Origin of the sequence: Maridesulfovibrio spiralis (SeqCode) (assembly GCF_048571135.1) — a bacterium.
Lineage (GTDB): Bacteria > Desulfobacterota > Desulfovibrionia > Desulfovibrionales > Desulfovibrionaceae > Maridesulfovibrio > Maridesulfovibrio spiralis.
Map to the genome: position 1 here is coordinate 2,379,609 of NZ_CP182344.1, position 19,531 is coordinate 2,399,139.

Below are 19,531 nucleotides of genomic sequence, written 5' to 3' on the forward strand. Positions count from 1 at the left end.
AGCGCTATTTGCTTGAATGGTTGAGTGTCATGACCTGCGGTGAAATTGTTGAATTCCATGCTGGTTCGGATGGTTCTGAACTATTTGAATTGCCGCAGGAGTATATCCCGTTTCTTTGCCAGAGTGGGGGTAACTCAAACCTTGGAGTTTACACTCAGGAAATTCCCCTGCTCACTGATTGCGCGAGGCAGGGTGTACTGGAAGGCATGAAAAGCGGGGATGGTATCCCCTATGAACGCTATCCGAAGTTCTACGATTTCATGGAAGAACTGGCGGACGCCAAGCACCGTGGCGTGCTGGTGAGTACTTTTCTTCCCTCGGTCATGGATGGGGAAATGGTCCGTCGTTTGGAAAAAGGAATCTCCGTTTGCGATATAGGTTGTGCTGAGGGTGTGGCTCTTGAGGTTATGGCTGAGGCCTTCCCTCAATCGTTGTTTACCGGGACAGACATTTCGGAACAGTCGCTGGAAAACGGACGTAAACGGGTAGCCGGGAATGGGGTGACTAATATTACATTTCAGCTTCAGGACGCTGCCGGAGATACTGTTGAACCGGAACAATTTGATTACATTACGGCCTTTGATTCCATCCATGATCAGACCCGGCCCTTCAAGGCTTTGCAGAATATCCATAAGCAGCTTAAGCCCGGCGGGATCTTTTCCATGATCGATATCAAAGCAAGTTCTTCTATTGCCGGAAACGTGGATCATCCCATGGGTTCTTTTCTTTATACGGTCAGTCTGATGCATTGTATGCCCGTGGGGCTGGTTGACGGTGGTACCGGGTTGGGGATGATGTGGGGCCGCGAGAAAGCTGTCTCCATGTGCAAGGAAGCCGGATTCAGCAGGGTTGCGGTGGTAGATATTCCTGAAGACGGATTTAACAGCCATTATCTGTGTTTTAAATAGTTGTCTTAGCTATCCGTTTCACCTGTACGGCTCATTGACAGCTGGTTGGTTGTAATATATCCCTGAATTTGAAAATGAAAGTCAATGTTGTTTAGTCCACTTTCATTCAATAATCATCCGTACCGGAGGCAGTCATACTTCAGGCTTGAAGGCTGACTGGGGGAGTATATATGAATCAAATGATCGACACGCGCATGTTTTTTCCTGAGCAGGAATTGCGTGTGGTTCATAGCATCAGCGGGCGTATACGTTTACGCAGCAGGCTGTTCAGAGCTGCAGAATTGAACCCGGATTATGTCGAGGCCCATGTTACTTCCCTTCCGGGAATATTGCAGGTTCGGGTAAATACAAAGTGCGGAAGCCTCATCGTTCGCCACGATGGACTTGATAATATTTTTGATGAGCTGTTCCATGCTTTGAATACTTTACCGGCTGAAGCCTTTGTTGCCGACAGGAAGAGAAGAGTCCCTATCGCTCGAAGTGCTGTCGGAACCCATTTATTGCTGGTGCTTGCCACGCCTGTTCTGCCTCCGATTCTAAAATTACATGTTGCCTTATGGGTGGCCCTCCCGGTTATCTGGGATGGGGCTAAGAATCTGTTCTCACACGGAATTACGGCTAAATCCCTTGACGGGGTCAGTATGGTCCTGTGTCTGGCACTCAAGAATTATGCGACCGTATCGGTTATCGGTTTCATGCGTATTCTGGGAGATTTCCTCAAGCAGAGTAACGACACCCGTTCCAATAAGCTTTTGGCCGAACTTTTGCGCAGCCGGAAGAAAGCGGTCTGGATTGAGCGGGACGGAGTTGAATTTGAAATTCCTTTTGACAGTGTGCAGCGCGGGGATGTTGCAGTATTTGGGACCGGAGAGCTTATTGCCGTGGATGGTGAGGTGCTTAGCGGGTCTGCAGTGGTTAATAAAAGTATGATCACCGGGGAATCTATTCCTGTCAGTCTGGAAAAGGGCATTCTCGTTGTTTCCGGTTCGGTGGTGGAAAGCGGGCGCGTCCGCGTCCGGGCAGATAAAGTTGGAACGCATACATCGATTTACCGCATCAACCGTTTTCTGGAACAGACTATTCAGGATAAATCCCTACCGGAGATAAAGGGTGAGCAGCTGGCTGACAGATTGGTTCCGATCACTCTCGGACTGAGCGGAGCGACCTATGCTTTGACCGGTGATCTATCCAGAACTGCGTCCATGGCTTCCATTGACTACGTCTGCTCGGTAAAATTTCCGGCATGCTTTTCTGTGAAGAGCAGCATTTATGCTGCCGGGCGTTCCGGCCTGTTGCTGACCGGGGGGCATGCTCTCGACGCATTGGCCAGGGTGGATGTCGTGGTTTTCGATAAAACCGGGACTCTGACCAGAAACCGGATGCAGGTTACAGACATCGAACCTGTCGACGCATGGAGCAAAGAACAGTTGCTCAATCTTGCCGCCCGCATTGAGCAGCATTACGAGCATCCCTTGGCCCGGGCCGTGGTTGAGGAGGCTCTTGCCAGAGGTCTGGAACTTGATGCGGTCAGCGATGTTGAGTTTGTTGTTTCCTGTGGTGTCCGGGCGGTGGTCGACGGTTTTGAGGCTATGGTCGGCAGCAGAAGTTTTGTGTTGGCAGAGGAAGATGTGTATTGCCGGGCTGCTGATGTGTTGGCCGCTGAGTTGCGTGCGCAGGGTAAGATTGTGCTTTATGTGACCCAGAATGGGGTTGTGCGTGGTCTTATCGCTATGCGGGATACGGTTAGGCCGGAATCAGCAGAAGTCATTGCTGAGCTTAAGCGTAGCGGCATAAAAAGAGTTGTAGTGCTTACCGGGGACCACCGTAAGACAGCATGCAAGTTTAAGGAGCGGATCGCGGGAATAGATGAGATTCATTGGGAACTGAAGCCGGAAGATAAAGCCCGCATTGTGCAGGATTTGAAGGCGAAGGGAGCTACGGTTGCCGTGGTCGGTGACGGTGTTAATGATGCTCCGGCTCTGGTTGCAGCGGATCTGGGGATTTGTATGGGGCATGGCGGTGAGTTGGTCCGCTTGAGCGCTCAGGGTGTGATTCTGAATAATGATTTGCGTGCTCTTTGTGCCGCACGTCGAATTTCGTTACGCCAGCACAGAATTCTGGATCATTGCTATCGTCAGGGAGCGGTGTTCAATACCTGTCTGCTGGCGTTGGCTTTTACCGGTTGGCTGGCGCCCCTTGCGGCTACAGTGTTGCATAACCTGAACACATTCGGATTGATCGGCTATTCCGTGCGCAGCGCCGGGAAGCTTGAGGCTGCTGAAATTTAATTTGTAAGTATTGTAATAAAAAAAGTGCCGGATTTTTATGTCCGGCACCTTTATGTTTATTGGCTGATCTTTCGTATTAATTCCACTGCTTCCAGTGGGGGACGGGTTTCAATGCGTTTGTATTCGCGTCCGTCTGCTGTGCGGGAAAGCATTTTCTCGTCTACCATCCAACGCCTGAGCATTGCGTGGTCACAGAAATTGTGAGCTAAAATCAATTTTTCATTCAGTTCAAGTTCGCTCATTGCCGCTCGCGCCGGCAGTCGGGACCAGAGTACCCATAGGCAGAGTATGCGTTGGTTGTACTTTTTAGGCCAACGTTCCAGCTGTCCGTTCAGACTGAAATAGCGGGTTGCTTTTGCCACCCGTTTCAGATCAATGACGACAGTTTCCTGCTTCGGAGGAGTGTCCTGTTCGGCCTTGAGATGTTGGAAGTTTTTGTAACCTCCGGCCTTGGCCAGAAGATTCATCATTTCCACATGACCGGGGACACGCTCCGCGCTTTCCAACTGGCGGCGCAGGTTGCGTGAGAACGCGGAAACATCGTTGATGATCAAGGGAAGCTGAGTGCGTGACATATCTTATCCTTGCTTGCGTGCCTACCGCAAAGAAAAGGGATTGCCGGTGGTCGTCCTTCCGACTCGGCACGGGATAAGTGTCGAATGGGATTATGGTTTGGCAGGTTTAGCTCCCCGAAAGGGGCGACGACGCCTTGGTGAACTGCCGACCGGGAATAAAAATACAGTACTGTTTTTGTATAAGCAATATAAAAAAAGGGTGCGAATCATAAAGATCTGCACCCTTTTTTCTGCTGTTGTTTCGGCTCGGTTAATCCTGATAAGCTCCGGCGGAATAGGTCAGCTCGTAGCTGTGGCTGTAGATTTCAACAATGTTGCCGAAGGGGTCTTCGCAGTAAACCATGCGGTAGGGCTTTTCGCCGGGGTAGTATTCACGCACCGGCATACGCTGCCTGCCGCCGTTTTCAACGATCTTGGCAGCCAGACCTTCAACGTCCGGGTCCTGCACGCTGTAGTGGAAAACTCCGGTCTTCCAGAACTCGAAGTTGTTTTCACGCAGTTCGGAGTTGGGGAATTCGAACAGCTCGATACCGATCTTATCGCCGGTGGACAGGTGGGCGATTTTGAAGCTGCCCCAGCCTTCGCCGAAAACATCGTTACACATGATGCCGATGGCGGAATCGTCCTGAGTGATTTCTGTGGGTTCCATGATCAGATACCAGCCCATAACTTCAGTATAGAATTTGACTGCCTGCTCAAGGTTTGTCACGGTAATGCCGATATGGGAAAAGTTCTTGGGGTAAGTCATGCTTAATCTCCTGTGATTTTTTTGTTTGGGTTAAGGAGATAGTAACCCGTCAGAATCTTTGCGCAAGAAGGCACTATTTTGTCGGTCGCGAACCATTTGGTAAGAATAGCGGGGTATGTGGGGTTTGCGTGTAAAAAAAATTTCGAGGCAATTATGATTAAATATAAAGGTAAGCAGTTCCGTTGCCCGGTAGAGGTCGGCATGGGCATAATCAGCGGCAAGTGGAAGAATCTTATTTTGTGGCATTTGCATGAGAAACAGCTGCGCTACAAGGAGCTTGAACGGATTGTTCCCGGTGTCAGCCAGAAGATGCTGACCCAGCAGTTGAAAGAAATGGAAGCAGATGGTCTGTTATTACGCGAAGTCTATCCAGAAGTTCCGCCACGGGTGGAATACGCACTGACGGAGTTGGGGCACAGTGTGTTTCCCCTGCTGGAGCAGATACACAGCTGGACTGTTGAAAACATAGATTTTGAGAAGCTTGACGATTAGAACTGCTTCTTATTCAAAGACATAAAAAAAGGGTACTGTTCATTGTGAGCAGTACCCTTTTTCATTTGCTGTAAAGCTATGCTTTTTTGACTACGGAAGTCTTCAGCATCATGGAACCGAAGCCGGGAATCTTGCAGGAGATGTCATGCACTCCGTCTTCAGGTTCAACCAGTCTGATGTTTTTAACTTTGGTGCCTTTCTTGATATCGGAAGAAGCGCCTTTGACTTTCAGGGTCTGGGTTACGATGACGGTGTCTCCGTCAGTCAGAACTACACCGTTAACGTCTTTATATACTTTTTCAGCTGCATCTTCGGGCTGGAATTCAAGGCTGCATTCGGGGCAGATCAGAACGCTGCCGTCAGAATAAACATATTCGGAGTTGCACTGCGGGCAATTAGGTAAGTTTTCCATTTCTTTTTACTCTTATATTGTCGTTTTTAAGTTTGTAATAAGTCTCCCCGAGAGGGACGGGCGCAGTATTTACTATTTGGCCCGGTTTGTAAAATGTAATTAGCGGGCAGTGGTAACGGTTTGTTGAGAATTAATGGAAAAGAGCGGCAATCTTTAAGATAGTTGACCTTTAAGATAAACAGCCAACCCCCTCTTGCGCTAATGATATTAACGTAGTATTTCTATAATGTGATAAAAGTTGCGTTTGGTGTCCCCATATTGTGGGCATTATTTGTCCGGTGGTGAACAGAATAATCTCTTGGAGACAAACAAATGGAATCCAAATTGAAGATGAGTGATGACTTGGCTACCCGGGTACTGGATCAGCTTCCAACCCCTGTGTTCGCTGTGAACATGGATATGGAAGTTATCTTTATGAATGAACTCGGCTACAGAATGCTGGGCAAGGAGAGGCGGGAAGTAATCGGTAGAAAGTGTGGTGATCTCTTTGCTTCTGAGCACTGTAACAGCGATGAGTGCAGGATGAAAAATGCCATGAGTTCCGGTGAGTCCCGCACAGCGAGAAATAAAGTCAACATCGCCGGACATACTATTCCCATCGAATACACAGCCGCAGCCCTGAAAGATGACTCTGGTACAGTTGTGGGCGGTTTGGAGTACGTTCTGGATATCACTGAACGTGTGCGTGATGAAAAGCGTCTGCGCGAGCAGAGCAGGACTATTCAGGAAATTTCTACTCCGGCAATCAGCCTCTGGGAAGGTATTGTGGTGTTGCCTGTACTCGGTGTTGTCGATTCCCTGCGAGCCAAGCAGATGATGAATGCCATGCTCTCAAAAATCAAAGAGACCTCGGCTAAGACCATAATTCTCGATATTCAGGGGGTTGCTGCCGTTGATACCGCAGTCGCCAATCATCTTATCAAGATAACCAAGGCAACTAAGCTGATGGGCTGCCGTTGTATCATCTCGGGTATTTCCCCGGCAGTTGCCGAGACTCTGGTTCAGCTGGGTATTGATCTCGGTGATGTTGCTACTAATTCCTGCCTGCGAGATGCTCTTGGCGATGCCTTTTCCTTAATGGATCTGGAAGTGAAGGACAAAAAGTAAATTGTACTTTGCCGGGGGATTTATGCTGGGCACTCAGTTTGTGGCTTATATGGGAATGCAGGTTGTTGACGGCGTGCTGATTGTTCAGGCCCCGGAGGATTTCAGTGATGAAAGTCTGGGCGCTGTCAAAAGCGGGGTTCTCAATAAAGTTCATTCTTCCTCGGTACGTGGTGTGCTTATTGATGTTTCGCCCCTTAAAGTGCTTGATTCGGTCAGCTATAATCTTTTGGCGGAGATGGCCCGGACAGTTACACTGTTGGGGGCGAAGGTTATCTTTGCCGGTTTGCAGCCTGGTGTGGTTTCTACTCTCATTGATTTGAATGTTGATTGTGATGATATCCTCACAGCTGTAGATGTCGATGCTGCTTTGGCTCAACTTCGCCCTGCGCTTCCTGAACCGGAACCTTATATTGACCCGGAAGAGGAGGTGGAGATTAAAGTGCAGGACGAGGACACTGAAAGTTGTTTCGATGGTACGGATTCAGAGCCGGATAATTGCAATTTAAAGGAATCTGCCCGGAATGAGGATGAGTGAGTTTCTTTATAGTCAGGAAAGTATTGTTGAATTGATTGATATCTCTGATGCCGGGATTGCGCTGGGCGTTGCGCGATGCATGGCTGCGGATGCGGGTTTTGGGGAAAAAGAGCAGTATCTGATTGCGACGGCCGTCTCGGAGCTGGCTACAAATGTTGTCCGCTATGCGGGAAACGGGATTATGGTTCTGCGGATTATTCATGATGGTGACAAGGTAGGTCTGGAAGTTGTTGCCAAGGATTCCGGTCCCGGAATTGCCGACGTTGATTTGGCAATGCAGGAGAATTACAGCACTAGCGGCAGTCTTGGCTTGGGGTTGCCCGGAGTGGAACGGTTGATGGACGAGTTTCATCTTGACTCCGCAGTAGGTCAGGGGACCACCTGTACAGCTAGAAAATGGAGAGGGTAGCGCATGCCTCGTGCGGATTGTTTTTTTACTCGCCGGGCACTGACCGGTGCAGATGAAGAGTGCGGTGATACAGGATTATGCGCTTTCGGTAGGAATGAGTGTCTGGGTATAGTGATTGATGTTCTTGGACATGGCCCGGAAGCGCATGAGGTTGCCGTGCTGGCAGATGCATATCTCGAAGAATATGCTGACTTGCCGCTTCTGGATCTTATGGAGGGATTGCACGTCAAGCTTCAGGGGACACGGGGATGCGGGGCAAGTATGTGCAGGCTTGAATTGGAGACAGGGCTGATGCAGTTTTGCGGGGTGGGCAATATCACCTGCCGAATCTTCAGTGAGGAGAACCAGCGGATAATCCCGCAGGATGGGATCATCGGTTATATGATGCCAACCCCTAAGGTGAAAGAAGTCCAGTTGCGTATCGGGGATGTCGTTATGCTCTACTCTGACGGGGTTAAAGAGCATTTCGAAATATATGACCATCCCGGTCTTTTAACCGGATCAGCCAGAGATGTTGTTTGTCGGGTGATGAATTCTTTTTCCAAAAAAGATGACGACAGTTCCTGTCTGGTGTTGAGGTATTCATTGTGATCGAGCTTGGAGGTCTTTCAGTATATGATACGGATTCCTTCAATCACTCACGCCTGAAGCTATTGCGCCTTGCCGAAGGGCTGGGCTTTGATGAAATCCACTCCACGAAACTCACGACTTTTTTTTCAGAATTATGTCGGCTGGACGAAAACCTGCATCTAGGCACTGTCCTTGATCTTGAACTGCATGAGTTGGACGAGGGGCTGGCTTTAAGTCTTTTCATGGGATTCGGCAGGTATTTAAGTGTTCCTGCTACGGTTCGCAATCTATTTGGTAGGTGTTCTCCCGCAGCAGGAGAACCGTTCCCCACATTTCACGGATTAATGCTCCTTCCCGAACCACGGACTGTCCCCGAAGATTATCCGGTTGCTGAGCTCAGGAAGATGCTTGATAAGCCTTCCATAGAAGAACTTATGCGTTCTATTTCAAGCAAGAATGCGGAGCTTGCCGAGGAAATAGATGAACGCCAGCGCACAGAAGCTGCTTTGCGTGACAGCGAAAAGCGGATCAATGCCGTTCTGGAAGGGGTTCCCGATGCGCTGCTTACAGTGAACAGGGATGGGCTTGTTTCCTATGTGAACTCAAAAGCGGTCACAATGTTCGGTTATGCCGAAGAGGAGCTGTTGGGGAAATCCATTGATATTCTTGTGCCGGAGGAAGTCCGCAGCCGTCATTTCGGTTATGTGCGCAGTTTTTTCAGTCTGGCAGCGGATAGGGAATTGAGCCGGGACGGGACTTGTGAGGCCGTAACCAAGTCAGGGGCACGGATTCTTGTTGATATAAACCTGAGTTATATCTGTTCTGAAGACGAATCTATGGTCATTGCTTCTATCCGTGATGTTACCGAACAGCGTAAGGCTCAGGAATTGATTCGGAAACTGTCAATGGTTGTGGAGCAGAACCCTGTCTCGGTTGTAATTACTGACCGGGGTGGCACTATAGAATATGTAAACCCGGCTTTTTGTGATGTTACAGGCTATTGCAACGATGAAGTTATAGGCAAAACTCCGAAGATTCTTAATTCCGGTAAAACGCCCCGTGAAAAGTATGTTGAGCTGTGGGATACAATTTTATCCGGCCGGTCGTGGAAAGGGGAGCTGCTTAATAAGCGCAAGGATGGTGAAGAATATTGGGAGAAATCCACTATTGCCCCTATTTTTGATGCTGCCGGGGAAGTTTCCCATTTCGTTGCGGTAAAAGAGGATATTACGGAACAGCTCAGGGCGCATGAGGAGCGTGATCGCGCTGCAAAAGAACTGGATGAGCGCAACCACGAGCTTGGAGAGCTGTCCAATAAGCTTTCGAAATATTTATCCCCACAGGTTTTTGATTCCATCTTTTCCGGCGCACGCGAGGTTGAGCTGGTAACTGAACGTAAGAAGCTCACCGTACTTTTCAGTGATATCAAGAATTTTACTGCAACAACAGATGATCTTGAACCGGAAGATATCACCTATCTGTTGAATGACTATCTTTCCGAGATGTCGTCCATTGCCCTGAAGCATGGCGCGACCATTGATAAATTCATCGGTGACGCCATGGTTCTGTTCTTCGGGGACCCGCATTCAATGGGAGTCAAGGAAGATGCTCTGACCTGCGTGCGTATGGCCATTGCCATGCAGAGGCACATGGTTGGGTTGAGGGCCAAGTGGGTTGAAATGGGCTATGCCCGGCCGTTCCAGATGCGTATCGGGATCAATACCGGGTTCTGCAATGTCGGTAACTTCGGCAGTGACCAGCGCATGGATTATACGATTGTCGGCGGGGAAGTGAACCTTGCCGCCCGCCTTGAACGTGTTTCCGATGCGGACGGGATCATGCTTTCATATGAAACGTATGCTCTGGTCAAAGATTTTATTGATGCAGAGCCTTGTGATCCCATAAGCGTTAAAGGCATACATCGCAAAATCAACCCCTATCGGCTGATCGGCGTCTATAAAAACGTGGACGAAGAGAGCAGGTTTATGCGGGCCGAGAATGAGGGCATGAAAATATTCCTCGATTTCGACAAGCTGGATGTGAATACCAAGCCTGAAGCGATCAGGAAATTTGAAACAGCCCTTGCCCGGTTGCGGTCCTCGTCAGAGGAAAGTTAAAAGCCGATTAGCTTTAAAAGCTCAGGCTGAGTCCTACTCCTACATCTGTTCCTTTTTTTTCAGTCGGATCCCGGTGTTTGTTGTCCATAACATTCTTATCGCGTTCAGAAATAAATCCTGCACTGATTCCATCTGAGATTTTCACATCGTCGTAAGGCTTGGTAAGTTTATCCATATTGCTTTTAACCGAGGAATTATCGGGGCCGGATTCATAACCGACGCTCATATCGTTGCCGATATTGATGTCGTCAGCCTGTGCTTGGGCCAAGGATGTAGAAACAAGGATAATTGCTGATAATATAATGATTAATTTACGCATTCTAATACTACTTAAAAAATATTTTATGATGTTTTTTTTGAATATATTTAATCTTTGGGTCCGGGCCGCTATTAAGCGGTGTTTTGAAATATGAAAATATGTACTGCTGGCGGATAGTCAATTCCTGTTTTGAGATCCCGAAAAAGAAAAAGTGGCGGAGTCGAAAGAGGGCTGTAGTTAGTCTTTATATGTATAGATCGTTATTTAATGTCCGGGGCGGGAGCTTCGGCTTTTTTTGTTGTTTTAGCGGTGAATCCGACTTGGCTTGAGGGTTGTGAAGGTGTATGTGATTGAGAAAATGAATAATAATGGGGTTATCGATGGATATACCAAAATTCTATGAGTTGATGCAGCCTGTTCTGACAGTGGTTGAAGAGCTTGGCGGGTCCGGTACGAACCAAGAGATTGCCGAAGGGGTTATTCAATGTCTGAATTTATCAGATGATGTTGTTTCCCATTTGCATAATCCGGACAAGTCCAGCCAGACAGAGATTGAGTATCGCCTCGCATGGGCCAGAACATATTTGAAAAATTATGGCCTGCTTGAGAATTCCGAGAAAGGTGTTTGGGCATTTTCCGATAAATATAAGCGGGGAATGAAGATTGAAATAAATCAAGTTCTTCAGACTGTTCGCGGGAAGTTTAAGAAGCCGAAGAAAAACAATACGAATGATGCGCCAGAAATATCAGTTGATCCTGATAATTGGCGAGAGGTCTTGCATCAAACAGTTCTTTCACTTGATCCAAGCGCGTTCGAAAGACTTACCAAACGAATTTTACGCGAAGTAGGATTTGTTCAGGTCGAAGTAACCGGACAGTCCGGTGATGGTGGCATAGATGGTAAAGGGATCGTGAAGATTCAGGAAGTCCTGAGCTATCATGTGGTGTTCCAGTGCAAGCGGTACAAAGGATCAGTCGGGTCCAGTGCCATACGCGATTTCAGGGGAGCTATGGTGGGGAGAGCCGATAAAGGTTTGTTCATCACTACCGGAACATTCACCAGAGATGCAGCAAAAGAAGCAATCCGGGATGGAGCGTCACCCATCGACCTGATTGATGGGGATGATCTGGTTGATATGCTTAAGAAGCTTCGGCTTGGTGTGAATGTTCGGATGGTTGAGGAAGTTGAAGTTGATTGTGGATGGTTTGAGAAGATATAATGATCCCAAATATTCATATAAATAAATCTTCGATTCCTATCTTATGGGTAGATACTTCAATAATATTCAACATAACTATGATTCGGTTAGGGAAGAATTTTCCTTCGCCACAAAAGCAGAGAGTTGAATCATTATACGAAGGAATCAAAAAAGCTACGCGTGAAGGGAGGCTGATTTGTCCTCTGGCTGATCAAGATGAGGAAATCTGGGTCGAGAGAAAAGAATGCCTTAAGACGATCCACGAACTTTCATTAGGAATCAGTACAGATTCTACTTTGGCAGTGAATGAAAAACTGTTTGCGATTTTTGCTGAAGCATATGTCCACGAGACAAAGGATGTTGAACTCGATTACAACCTTCTATTTTATAATGACCCTATTAAGGAAATGGAACAAGTCCTGTCCCAACCTATTTATGTCACAATAGACCCTCCGCTTATCGGTGGGGTAGATGCGGTTAAATCAGCAAAGAAGGAACTCCTCAAAAAGCTTAATCTGATCAGAGAAAGCAATGTAGCCAACAAAGTTACGTTTGAAGCCCAAAAAAAATTAGAGTTTATGGCTGAATTTGATGTTATTAAAAAGGTGCTCACAGACCCCCAAGCTTTGTTTCAGCTAGGTTTAAGTAAGCAAGATTATTTTTGGAACTTATTAAATGTTTCTGAAATATTAAAAGTCTGGAATAGCCTTGTTCCAAAACACGGAAAAGAGAATCTCTCTCTTCTAGATTTTTACAAGTCCGACTACTATCAGCAAATACCAAACAAAAAGATAAGCGTTGAGTTCTATTCAAAATTGATTACTGACAAGCAGCCCATTCGTTCTGGAGATGTTAAAGACGTTGAACACATCTCCTCTATGCTGCCTTTCGTTGATATGCTTATCACAGACAAACAACGTAAAGTTCAGTTGCAAAAGTTGAAATTCAACAAAGAATACCAAACAACCATCTGCTATATTGGGGATTCTGAAGAAATAGGGAATTTCTTCAATTCGCTGTGAAACCTGACACATCCAACTTCCTAAACAAATTCAAGTGATTGGACACATTTCGCTGGAAGCTGCAAAAAAACGTGCGCTCCAAGTGTGCGCCATTACTACCTAAAAATAAAAATGTGTCCGATGGATGTGTCCTGTGATTTCAGCACGCTGAAAACGAAAAAGCCACCAATCTTTCGATTGATGGCTTTTCTGAAAAGTGGCGGAGCCGAAGGGACTCGAACCCTCGGCCTCCGGCGTGACAGGCCGGCGTTATAACCAACTTAACTACGGCTCCGCATATATGTTTAAGCGTGTTAAGCAACGCTTAAGTGCGTTTCGTGAAGATGGTTCTATGTAAAACAGCTCTCGCTCGCAATTATAAAGATTAAAAATATTTATAAAAATATCATATGTGCAGTTTTGAGTGTTTAATGTGCTTAATTTACAAAGTTTTTTTTAGTAGGTAATTTTTAGGCCGACTCCGACCTCACAGATGTTTGCCACAGCTGATAGTTTGATTTTCGCAGCGAGATCAGTGCAATGGCAGGCAAAAATGCGTTGGGCTTGCAGTTTGCTGAAATAATCGAGCGTACCCTGCATTTGTTTTTGCGGGGGATTCAGCAAATGAAAACCGCCGATCACACCCCTGATCCTTTCTTCTCCGCAGACTTCGCGGGCATACTCGATAATATTGCATATTCCGGCATGGGAGCAGCCGGTGATAATTACCAAGCCATCATCACTGCGGTAGGCGAGGGCTGAGTCTTCATGGATGAAGCAGTCTTTGGTTCCGTCCTTGGTTCTGATTTGCCCCATGGATTCTAGGGCTTCAAAATCATTATTGCGGGGGATCTCGCCAAGGAAGACCAGTCTGTCGGTCAGCCAAAGAGGTTCTTTGGACATGCGCATGGTGCAGAAATTGGATACCGTCTGTTCGGTGAGAAAGGAACCTATTTCCGGAAGGCCGTCCACGGTGCGGCTGAGAAATACATCCGGGTGGGCGGTGAATTCCGGTTTCGGATTACCCTGTCCTTCGATCATAGCCTCGGTGAACAACTGAAATAAGGGGGCCAGTCCCCAGCTGTGGTCCATGTGGGAGTGGGAAAGCACTATGTTGTCCAGTTTCAGGAGGTCAACTCCCATTCTGGATGCGTTGCGGATAAAAGCCTCACTGTATCCGGCATCAAAAAGTATATTTTTTCCTTCTGCGACGATATGAAAACTGAGTCCGGGCTCTCCAAGCAAGTATCTGTCGATAATTGTGTTGTTATCAAGTAAGACTGTTAATTGCATATGTTCTCCATGATTTGCGGGATATTTTCAGTGGTCAATCGGAGTGTACCCAAGGCCGGTTAATTTGTAAAAAACAAGCTGCATACAGAATTGTTTATACTATGAAATACGGATAGTTTTTTGTAGGTTGATTATGGCGGGTAAACTGTGGGATGGAAATTTGCTTTAAAATTATATTTCTCAGCCAGTGTAGATAGGGAGAAGGATTTTGTCAGCAGATACAGGGCGTTTTTTGCAGATTGTTCTCAATAAATTGATGGTTTCCAGTGAGTTACTTTTTTTACTGCTTTTTACGGCAATTTTTATTGGGGCTTACCTCATCTATCGGCTTGGAAGAGAAAGTAAGGAACGGCGTGTAATCGAGACTGCCCTTGCCGCCAGTGAAAAGAAGTTTCGCATGGCCTTTGATACAAGTCCCTACGCTTTCAGTATCACGACCTTGCCTGGTGGTATTTATGTTGATGTGAACCAGTGGTTTACGCATCTTACCGGTTATGAGCCGGAAGAGATCCTGGGCGTGTCCGTTCTTGAGTTGAACATCTGGAAAGACGTGAGCGATAGGGATCTGCTGCTTGGCAGGTTGCAGAAGGACGGTTTTGTGCGTGAACTCGAAGCTGAGTTTGTTGTAAAAGATGGCTCTATTTTGCATGGTTCCCTGACCGCCAGTATCGTGGAGCTTGACGGTGTTCCGCATGTGATCGCTATGATCAGGGATATTTCCGCTCAGGTGAAGGCCGAAAGGAAGAGCAGGGAACTTGAAGAGGAACTTGCCAAGCAGGAGGAGTGCCAGAGACTTATTGTGGAGTCTTCCACCAACCTTTTTTACTCCCACGATGTTGAAGGTAAACTGACCTATGTAAGCCCGCAGTCCGAGTTTTATTTCGGTTGTACCCCGGATGAAGCCAAGGTTAATTGGTTGGAATTTACAACCGATAATCCTATAAACCAGAAGGCACATGAATATACAGCTAAAGCCATTGCAAGCGGTGAACCCCAGCCTCCTTATGAACTTGAAATCAAGGGCAGGAATGGAAAGGTCTCTTTAACAGAGGTTCGCGAGGCTCCTGTTGTTGAAAATGGACGCACTGTAGCTATTGTGGGTTCACTGGCAGACATCACAGAGCGCAAGCGCGTTGAGACTATTCTCAATAACGAAATGCGTTTTCTTGATGATCTTTTGAAAGCAATTCCTGTCTCCATAGGTGTGAAGGATGAAAACGGTGTTTTCTTCAGTTGCAATCCGGCTTATGCGAAAGCCGCCGGGGTTTCCATGGATGATGTTGTCGGAGCGACAACTAAAGATATTTATACGCAGGATATATCAGATGTTTTTGAGAGTGAGGATAAACTGGTTCTAGATAGCGGACAGAGCAGGACTTTTGAGCTTAGCGGTTTGAATCAGAAAGGAGAACAGAAAACATATCAGTTCGTGAAAACGCCTTTTCTCGGAATCGAAGGAAAACATCCGGGAGTGATCAGTGTCGGTGTTGATATGACCGAGCGTAAGCGGACAGAACTTGCTTTGATTGAGGCCCAGAAGTCAGCAGAAAAGGCGAGTCAGGCCAAGTCTGTTTTTCTGGCTAATATGAGCCATGAAATCCGCACCCCGATCAACGGGTTGATGGGTGTTTTGCAGCTTATTGAAATGTCGAATGAACAAAGTGAGTTAGGCCCGTATTTGAATACCGCTTTGCAATCAACCCGGCGGCTTAACCGCCTGTTGACCGATATTTTGGATCTTTCGAAGGTTGAGGCCGGTAAATTTACCATCAATAACGATGTGTTCGAGCCTGCAATCTGTCTCAATGAAATTATACAGCTTTTCGAGCCGATGGCAGCGGCTAAAGGTATCTCGCTTGGCTTGTCTCTTGACGCTAATCTTCCGATTAATCTGATAGGTGACAACCAGCGTCTGCAACAGGTGCTCAGCAATCTAACCGGAAACGCGATTAAGTTTACCAGCCGGGGCCGGGTGGATATCGAGGTCAGTGTGCTGGAGTCTTACAAGGAGAACTGGTGCCGGTTGCTCTTTTCTGTCGCTGATACCGGCGTAGGTATTGCCCCTGACGTGCAGGATAAACTTTTTGATGCCTTTGTTCAGGTCCATGAGGAACAGCATAATTTTGGCGGAACCGGTTTGGGCTTGGTTATTTCGCGTAAGATTACCGATTTGATGGGGGGAAACATGGCCCTCGAAAGCGAAGAGGGACAGGGGGCCACTTTTTATGTCGAGCTTTCATTTGAAATTGCGGTTCCGCCGGAAAAACGAAAATTAACGGGACAGGAAGAATTTTCTCCGGCCGGGCTCAGGATTCTTCTTGCTGATGATGATGGTGTGTCACGGCAGATAGCCTCATTGCTGCTGGAAAAAATGGGATGCAAGGTTCATGCGGTGGATAACGGTCAAAAAGTTCTTTCCGCCCTTGATGAAGGGCAGTTCGACCTTGTTCTTATTGATATTCAGATGCCTGTGATGGGCGGGCCGGAAGCTGCTAAAGAAATCCGGTCCGGGCGTTGCGGGGAGCGGAATAAAAATATACCGATAATCGCTCTTACCGCTTGTGCCATGTCTGGCGACAGAGAACGTTTTTTGGAGTCAGGCATGAGCGGGTATGTTGAGAAGCCGCTGGAGATAAAGCTGCTTGCCAAGGAATTACAGCGGGTTGTGCCCGTCCGTTAAGGATTTTTGTGATGAATGAAAAACTGAATATCTGCATTGTTGGTTCTTTCGGTGCGGGCGTTGCCGCTTTGCAAGAGCATGGGCACAGGGTTCTGAATATTGCGCATAGCGGTGAATTGTTCTGCAATCTGCCGGAAATTCTTGAGAAGAATAAATTTAAACCTGATTTTTTGCTGCAAATTGAGTTTCTTGGGAAACGGACTGTTCTTCAGGGGGTGGAAACACTGGATTGCCCCACGGCTTTCTGGGCTATGGACCCGCACTTGAATCTGCATTGGCATAGTGCTTATGCTCGTTTGTTTGACCAGACATTTTCCACACAGAAATCCATGGTTGCCGTATTGAAGGACGCCGGGGTTCCCGATGTTCGCTGGTTGCCCATGTATGCTTATGATCTTGCTACTCCAGCTATTGCAGGGCGCAAAAACGATATAGGTTTTGCTGGCAGGATCAATAACCAGCGGCTTGGGCGAAAGCAGATGGTTGAGTTCATTGAGAGCAGAGTCGGCGGATATTCCTTTCCGGTTGAACAGTCTCTTGATTTCCGCGAAATGCTGGCGTTTTATCAGGACACGAAAATTATCCCCAATGAATCCATACTTGGAGAAGTCAATTTTAGGCTTTTTGAAGGTGCTGCCTGCGGCTGTCTGGTGCTCACTCAGGATTTGGGGGATGAACAGTCCTCTCTTTTTGAACCGGGGCGCGAAATTGATACCTATGCTGATGTTATTGAGCTGGAAGAAAAGTTAAAGCTGTACCTTGGTAACGACAGGCTTATTCAGGCTATGGGACAGGCCGCGCATAAGCGTGTTCAGTCCGAGCACCTTGCCGTCCACCGCATTGAAAAGATTTTTGGGTACATGGAAGATGGTTCGCGCAACAGGGTTACCGGAGCGGAAGCGGGAAAATGGCTTGCTATCACCCTTGCTGCCATGTGGGAAAGCGGTATGCATGATTTGCCGATCCGAGATGTTTTTTCCCGGCTGGCCTTTTTTAAGCAGGATGATTCGCTTGTTGTAAGCATGCTGCGGTTGCAGGCTGCGGCGGGAATGGATCAGATGTTGGAAGAAAACATCATGGCTTTGCTTGGCAGTGAATTCATGGTGGATTCTTTTGATTTGAATCTGGCAGGCTCCACAGCGGCTCTGCGTATTGATGACTGGGGTGCAGCCAAGGCATTCTGGTATCGTCAGCAGAAGTCCATGATGAATACTTCTGCGCTGCCGCCGAAGACGCCTAAGGATCTTCTGATTCTCTGGGCCAAAGAGCTTAAGCGGCGTAACCGTATCTTCCGTGGCGGATTCCCCTTTAATGCCAATCGTCATCTGCCTTATGCTGCTGTTGATTGTCTTATGGTTCTTTATGAAAGCAATCCCGGTGATGCCGAAGTTCTGCGGCTCATTGATGTAATGCTTCGCCCGTTCAAAGAGTTGGACCAGATTCGCGGACATTATCTTTTTAATCGAGCAGCTACGGACGCAAAGGATTGGAGGTTTCTATTTGAATTGGGCATGACAGACCTTCATAGCTACCGTTTTGATCAAGGTTTGAATAATATTGTCTTATCCAGAATGCTTGCCCGTGAAAATGGGCAGGAAAAGTCATTTGCCATGACCTTGAGGGGGCGTGATGAATCGGGGTTGATAGCTATGCGGTTGATGGAAAGTTAGAAATTATAATAGAATTTAAGACCTCTGGATAATTTTTTTTGATATGTGTGAAAAGTTTGAATGCAAGCAGTTCAACAGATGGCGGTTTCCGCGAAAAGAGTTGCAGCCTTATGTTGACCGTTATTGGGAATGGTCAGGTTCGTCTCTTTCTGGAGGGGCGTTGCCGCGGGTTTTGCCGGGGACTGGGAAGGAATTGTTTTTCCATTATGGAGAGCCTTTCACATATGAATTTGAGCCGGGCGTGAAAAATGTTTTGACTGCCAGTCATCTGGTTTGTTTGCGGTCAAAAGTGGCCACCTTTTCCCCAGATAAGACTTCAGGGTTTATTTCCGTAAGGTTCAAAGCTGGAATGTTCAGGTCTTTCTGCAGCGTATCCCCCTTTGAAATAAAGGATACACTGGCAGATGGGATAGATTTGTTTGGCAAAAATGTTTCCGTTCTAGGGGAGCGTATTATTGAGGCTGGAGATTTTGATGAACGTGTATCTTTGCTTGAAGATTTCCTGATCAAAAAAATTGTCTGTGAATCTAGTGAAAGCAGGATGATTTCTGCTGCGGTTGATCGTCTGTATTACGGGTATTCTATTCTGAACTCGAAATCAGTGTCTGAAAGTGTGGGGTTGGGGGTCAGGCAGTTTCAGCGGCGGTTTAAGAGTGAGGTCGGAGTGACTCCTAAGCAGTTCATGTGCCTTTCTAGATTCCAGCAGACCGTCCGGGCCTGCCTGCTTGGCAGCTATCAAAGCATGCTCGAATGTGCCCTTGTTCACGGATACTATGATCAGGCCCACTTTATACACGATTTTAAAAACTATACGGGTCATCCTCCATCGTACCTTTTGGGACCAGAGTCCCGGATGACGCATTTTTACAATACCAGCAGGCCCCGTCTTTGCTAGCCTGCGGCCTTCATCAATACAAATGGAGGTTTATTATGATTTATTTAAGCGCATCTTTTCAGGCCAAAGAAGGTAAGGAAGTTGAATTGGAAAAGTTGCTCTCAAGTATGATCCCGGAAACAGCTAAAGAGAATGGTGTACTGGAATACAGACTGCACAGACTTGATAGCTCTGAACGTGAATTTTTCTTTTACGAAAAATATGAAAGTCAGGAAGCTTTAGATTCTCACCTTGCTTCTGCCCATTATAAAAGTCTTGTAAGGAATCTTGAAGGAGTATTGGCAAGCCCTCCGGCAGTGGAAATGTATACTCTTCTGGGAGCTGTTCCAGAGGGGAGTAAGGTTTAGGAATTGAGTTGTTGAAGCATATATGG

General features: G+C 47.1%; 19 protein-coding genes and 1 tRNA gene. 14 read left to right on the forward strand and 6 right to left on the reverse strand.

Annotated elements, in window-relative coordinates:
* Window positions 1-8: 8 nt before the first annotated feature.
* Entirely contained in the window at window positions 9-908 is a 900-nt protein-coding gene (locus ACNI29_RS10655; protein ID WP_419778358.1) for a class I SAM-dependent methyltransferase, read from the forward strand.
* 170 nt (window positions 909-1,078) lie between these two features.
* Window positions 1,079-3,196, forward strand: coding sequence for a heavy metal translocating P-type ATPase (locus tag ACNI29_RS10660; protein ID WP_419778359.1), 2,118 nt, complete (start codon window positions 1,079-1,081; stop codon window positions 3,194-3,196).
* 56 nt (window positions 3,197-3,252) lie between these two features.
* Here the strand turns inward: ACNI29_RS10660 and ACNI29_RS10665 are convergent, their stop codons facing one another.
* Both ACNI29_RS10665 and ACNI29_RS10670 read right to left on the reverse strand, forming a co-directional pair.
* The gene (locus ACNI29_RS10665) at window positions 3,253-3,771 is read right to left on the reverse strand and encodes a DUF2087 domain-containing protein (protein ID WP_419778360.1); all 519 of its coding nucleotides are present in this window, start codon (window positions 3,769-3,771) and stop codon (window positions 3,253-3,255) included.
* Between the two features lie 250 nt (window positions 3,772-4,021).
* Complete coding sequence (locus ACNI29_RS10670; protein ID WP_419778361.1) at window positions 4,022-4,519, reverse strand: lactoylglutathione lyase family protein; 498 nt, start codon at window positions 4,517-4,519, stop codon at window positions 4,022-4,024.
* A gap of 153 nt (window positions 4,520-4,672) precedes the next feature.
* On the opposite strand from ACNI29_RS10670, the gene ACNI29_RS10675 reads away from it, so the two are divergent.
* Window positions 4,673-5,011: a winged helix-turn-helix transcriptional regulator gene (locus ACNI29_RS10675; protein WP_419778362.1), complete on the forward strand. Its 339-nt coding sequence runs from the start codon at window positions 4,673-4,675 to the stop codon at window positions 5,009-5,011.
* A 76-nt stretch (window positions 5,012-5,087) separates the two neighbouring features.
* On the opposite strand, the gene ACNI29_RS10680 is transcribed toward ACNI29_RS10675, so the two are convergent.
* The gene (locus tag ACNI29_RS10680; RefSeq protein ID WP_419778363.1) at window positions 5,088-5,423 is read right to left on the reverse strand and encodes a zinc ribbon domain-containing protein YjdM; all 336 of its coding nucleotides are present in this window, start codon (window positions 5,421-5,423) and stop codon (window positions 5,088-5,090) included.
* 312 nt (window positions 5,424-5,735) lie between these two features.
* On the opposite strand from ACNI29_RS10680, the gene ACNI29_RS10685 reads away from it, so the two are divergent.
* From ACNI29_RS10685 to ACNI29_RS10705, 5 genes are read left to right on the forward strand one after another with little or no spacing between them, the layout of a single operon-like run.
* On the forward strand, window positions 5,736-6,530 hold the full coding sequence (locus ACNI29_RS10685) for a PAS domain-containing protein (protein WP_419778364.1): 795 nt from the start codon (window positions 5,736-5,738) through the stop codon (window positions 6,528-6,530).
* A 22-nt stretch (window positions 6,531-6,552) separates the two neighbouring features.
* Entirely contained in the window at window positions 6,553-7,065 is a 513-nt protein-coding gene (locus ACNI29_RS10690) for an STAS domain-containing protein (protein ID WP_419778365.1), read from the forward strand.
* Window positions 7,058-7,474, forward strand: coding sequence for an anti-sigma regulatory factor (locus ACNI29_RS10695; RefSeq protein ID WP_419778366.1), 417 nt, complete (start codon window positions 7,058-7,060; stop codon window positions 7,472-7,474). The genes ACNI29_RS10690 and ACNI29_RS10695 overlap by 8 nt, the downstream gene beginning before the upstream one ends.
* Before the next feature lie 3 nt (window positions 7,475-7,477).
* Window positions 7,478-8,065 (forward strand): SpoIIE family protein phosphatase, encoded by a 588-nt coding sequence (locus ACNI29_RS10700; RefSeq protein ID WP_419778367.1) that lies wholly within the window; start codon window positions 7,478-7,480, stop codon window positions 8,063-8,065.
* Entirely contained in the window at window positions 8,062-10,161 is a 2,100-nt protein-coding gene (locus ACNI29_RS10705) for a PAS domain S-box protein (RefSeq protein WP_419778368.1), read from the forward strand. The genes ACNI29_RS10700 and ACNI29_RS10705 overlap by 4 nt, the downstream gene beginning before the upstream one ends.
* A 13-nt stretch (window positions 10,162-10,174) precedes the next feature.
* Here the strand turns inward: ACNI29_RS10705 and ACNI29_RS10710 are convergent, their stop codons facing one another.
* A complete protein-coding gene (locus ACNI29_RS10710) occupies window positions 10,175-10,480 on the reverse strand; it encodes a hypothetical protein (RefSeq protein ID WP_419778369.1) in 306 nt (101 codons plus the stop codon).
* A gap of 320 nt (window positions 10,481-10,800) precedes the next feature.
* Between ACNI29_RS10710 and ACNI29_RS10715 the strand changes: the two genes are divergently transcribed.
* Together ACNI29_RS10715 and ACNI29_RS10720 are read left to right on the forward strand one after the other, a co-directional pair.
* The gene (locus ACNI29_RS10715; protein WP_419778370.1) at window positions 10,801-11,640 is read left to right on the forward strand and encodes a restriction endonuclease; all 840 of its coding nucleotides are present in this window, start codon (window positions 10,801-10,803) and stop codon (window positions 11,638-11,640) included.
* The gene (locus ACNI29_RS10720) at window positions 11,640-12,641 is read left to right on the forward strand and encodes a hypothetical protein (protein WP_419778371.1); all 1,002 of its coding nucleotides are present in this window, start codon (window positions 11,640-11,642) and stop codon (window positions 12,639-12,641) included. The genes ACNI29_RS10715 and ACNI29_RS10720 overlap by 1 nt, the downstream gene beginning before the upstream one ends.
* A gap of 197 nt (window positions 12,642-12,838) precedes the next feature.
* On the opposite strand, the gene ACNI29_RS10725 is transcribed toward ACNI29_RS10720, so the two are convergent.
* A tRNA-Asp gene (locus ACNI29_RS10725) sits at window positions 12,839-12,915 on the reverse strand.
* A gap of 161 nt (window positions 12,916-13,076) precedes the next feature.
* Window positions 13,077-13,913, reverse strand: coding sequence for an MBL fold metallo-hydrolase (locus ACNI29_RS10730; protein WP_419778372.1), 837 nt, complete (start codon window positions 13,911-13,913; stop codon window positions 13,077-13,079).
* Window positions 13,914-14,121: 208 nt separating this feature from the next.
* Here ACNI29_RS10730 and ACNI29_RS10735 point away from each other — a divergent pair, with 208 nt between their 5' ends.
* The 4 genes from ACNI29_RS10735 to ACNI29_RS10750 are packed head-to-tail and all read left to right on the forward strand — an operon-like array spanning window position 14,122 to window position 19,505.
* Complete coding sequence (locus ACNI29_RS10735) at window positions 14,122-16,593, forward strand: PAS domain-containing hybrid sensor histidine kinase/response regulator (protein ID WP_419778373.1); 2,472 nt, start codon at window positions 14,122-14,124, stop codon at window positions 16,591-16,593.
* Between the two features lie 11 nt (window positions 16,594-16,604).
* Window positions 16,605-18,263: a CgeB family protein gene (locus ACNI29_RS10740; RefSeq protein WP_419778374.1), complete on the forward strand. Its 1,659-nt coding sequence runs from the start codon at window positions 16,605-16,607 to the stop codon at window positions 18,261-18,263.
* Window positions 18,264-18,306: 43 nt separating this feature from the next.
* On the forward strand, window positions 18,307-19,158 hold the full coding sequence (locus tag ACNI29_RS10745; RefSeq protein ID WP_419778375.1) for a helix-turn-helix domain-containing protein: 852 nt from the start codon (window positions 18,307-18,309) through the stop codon (window positions 19,156-19,158).
* A gap of 35 nt (window positions 19,159-19,193) precedes the next feature.
* The gene (locus tag ACNI29_RS10750) at window positions 19,194-19,505 is read left to right on the forward strand and encodes a putative quinol monooxygenase (protein WP_419778376.1); all 312 of its coding nucleotides are present in this window, start codon (window positions 19,194-19,196) and stop codon (window positions 19,503-19,505) included.
* The last annotated feature ends 26 nt before the right edge of the window (window positions 19,506-19,531 follow it).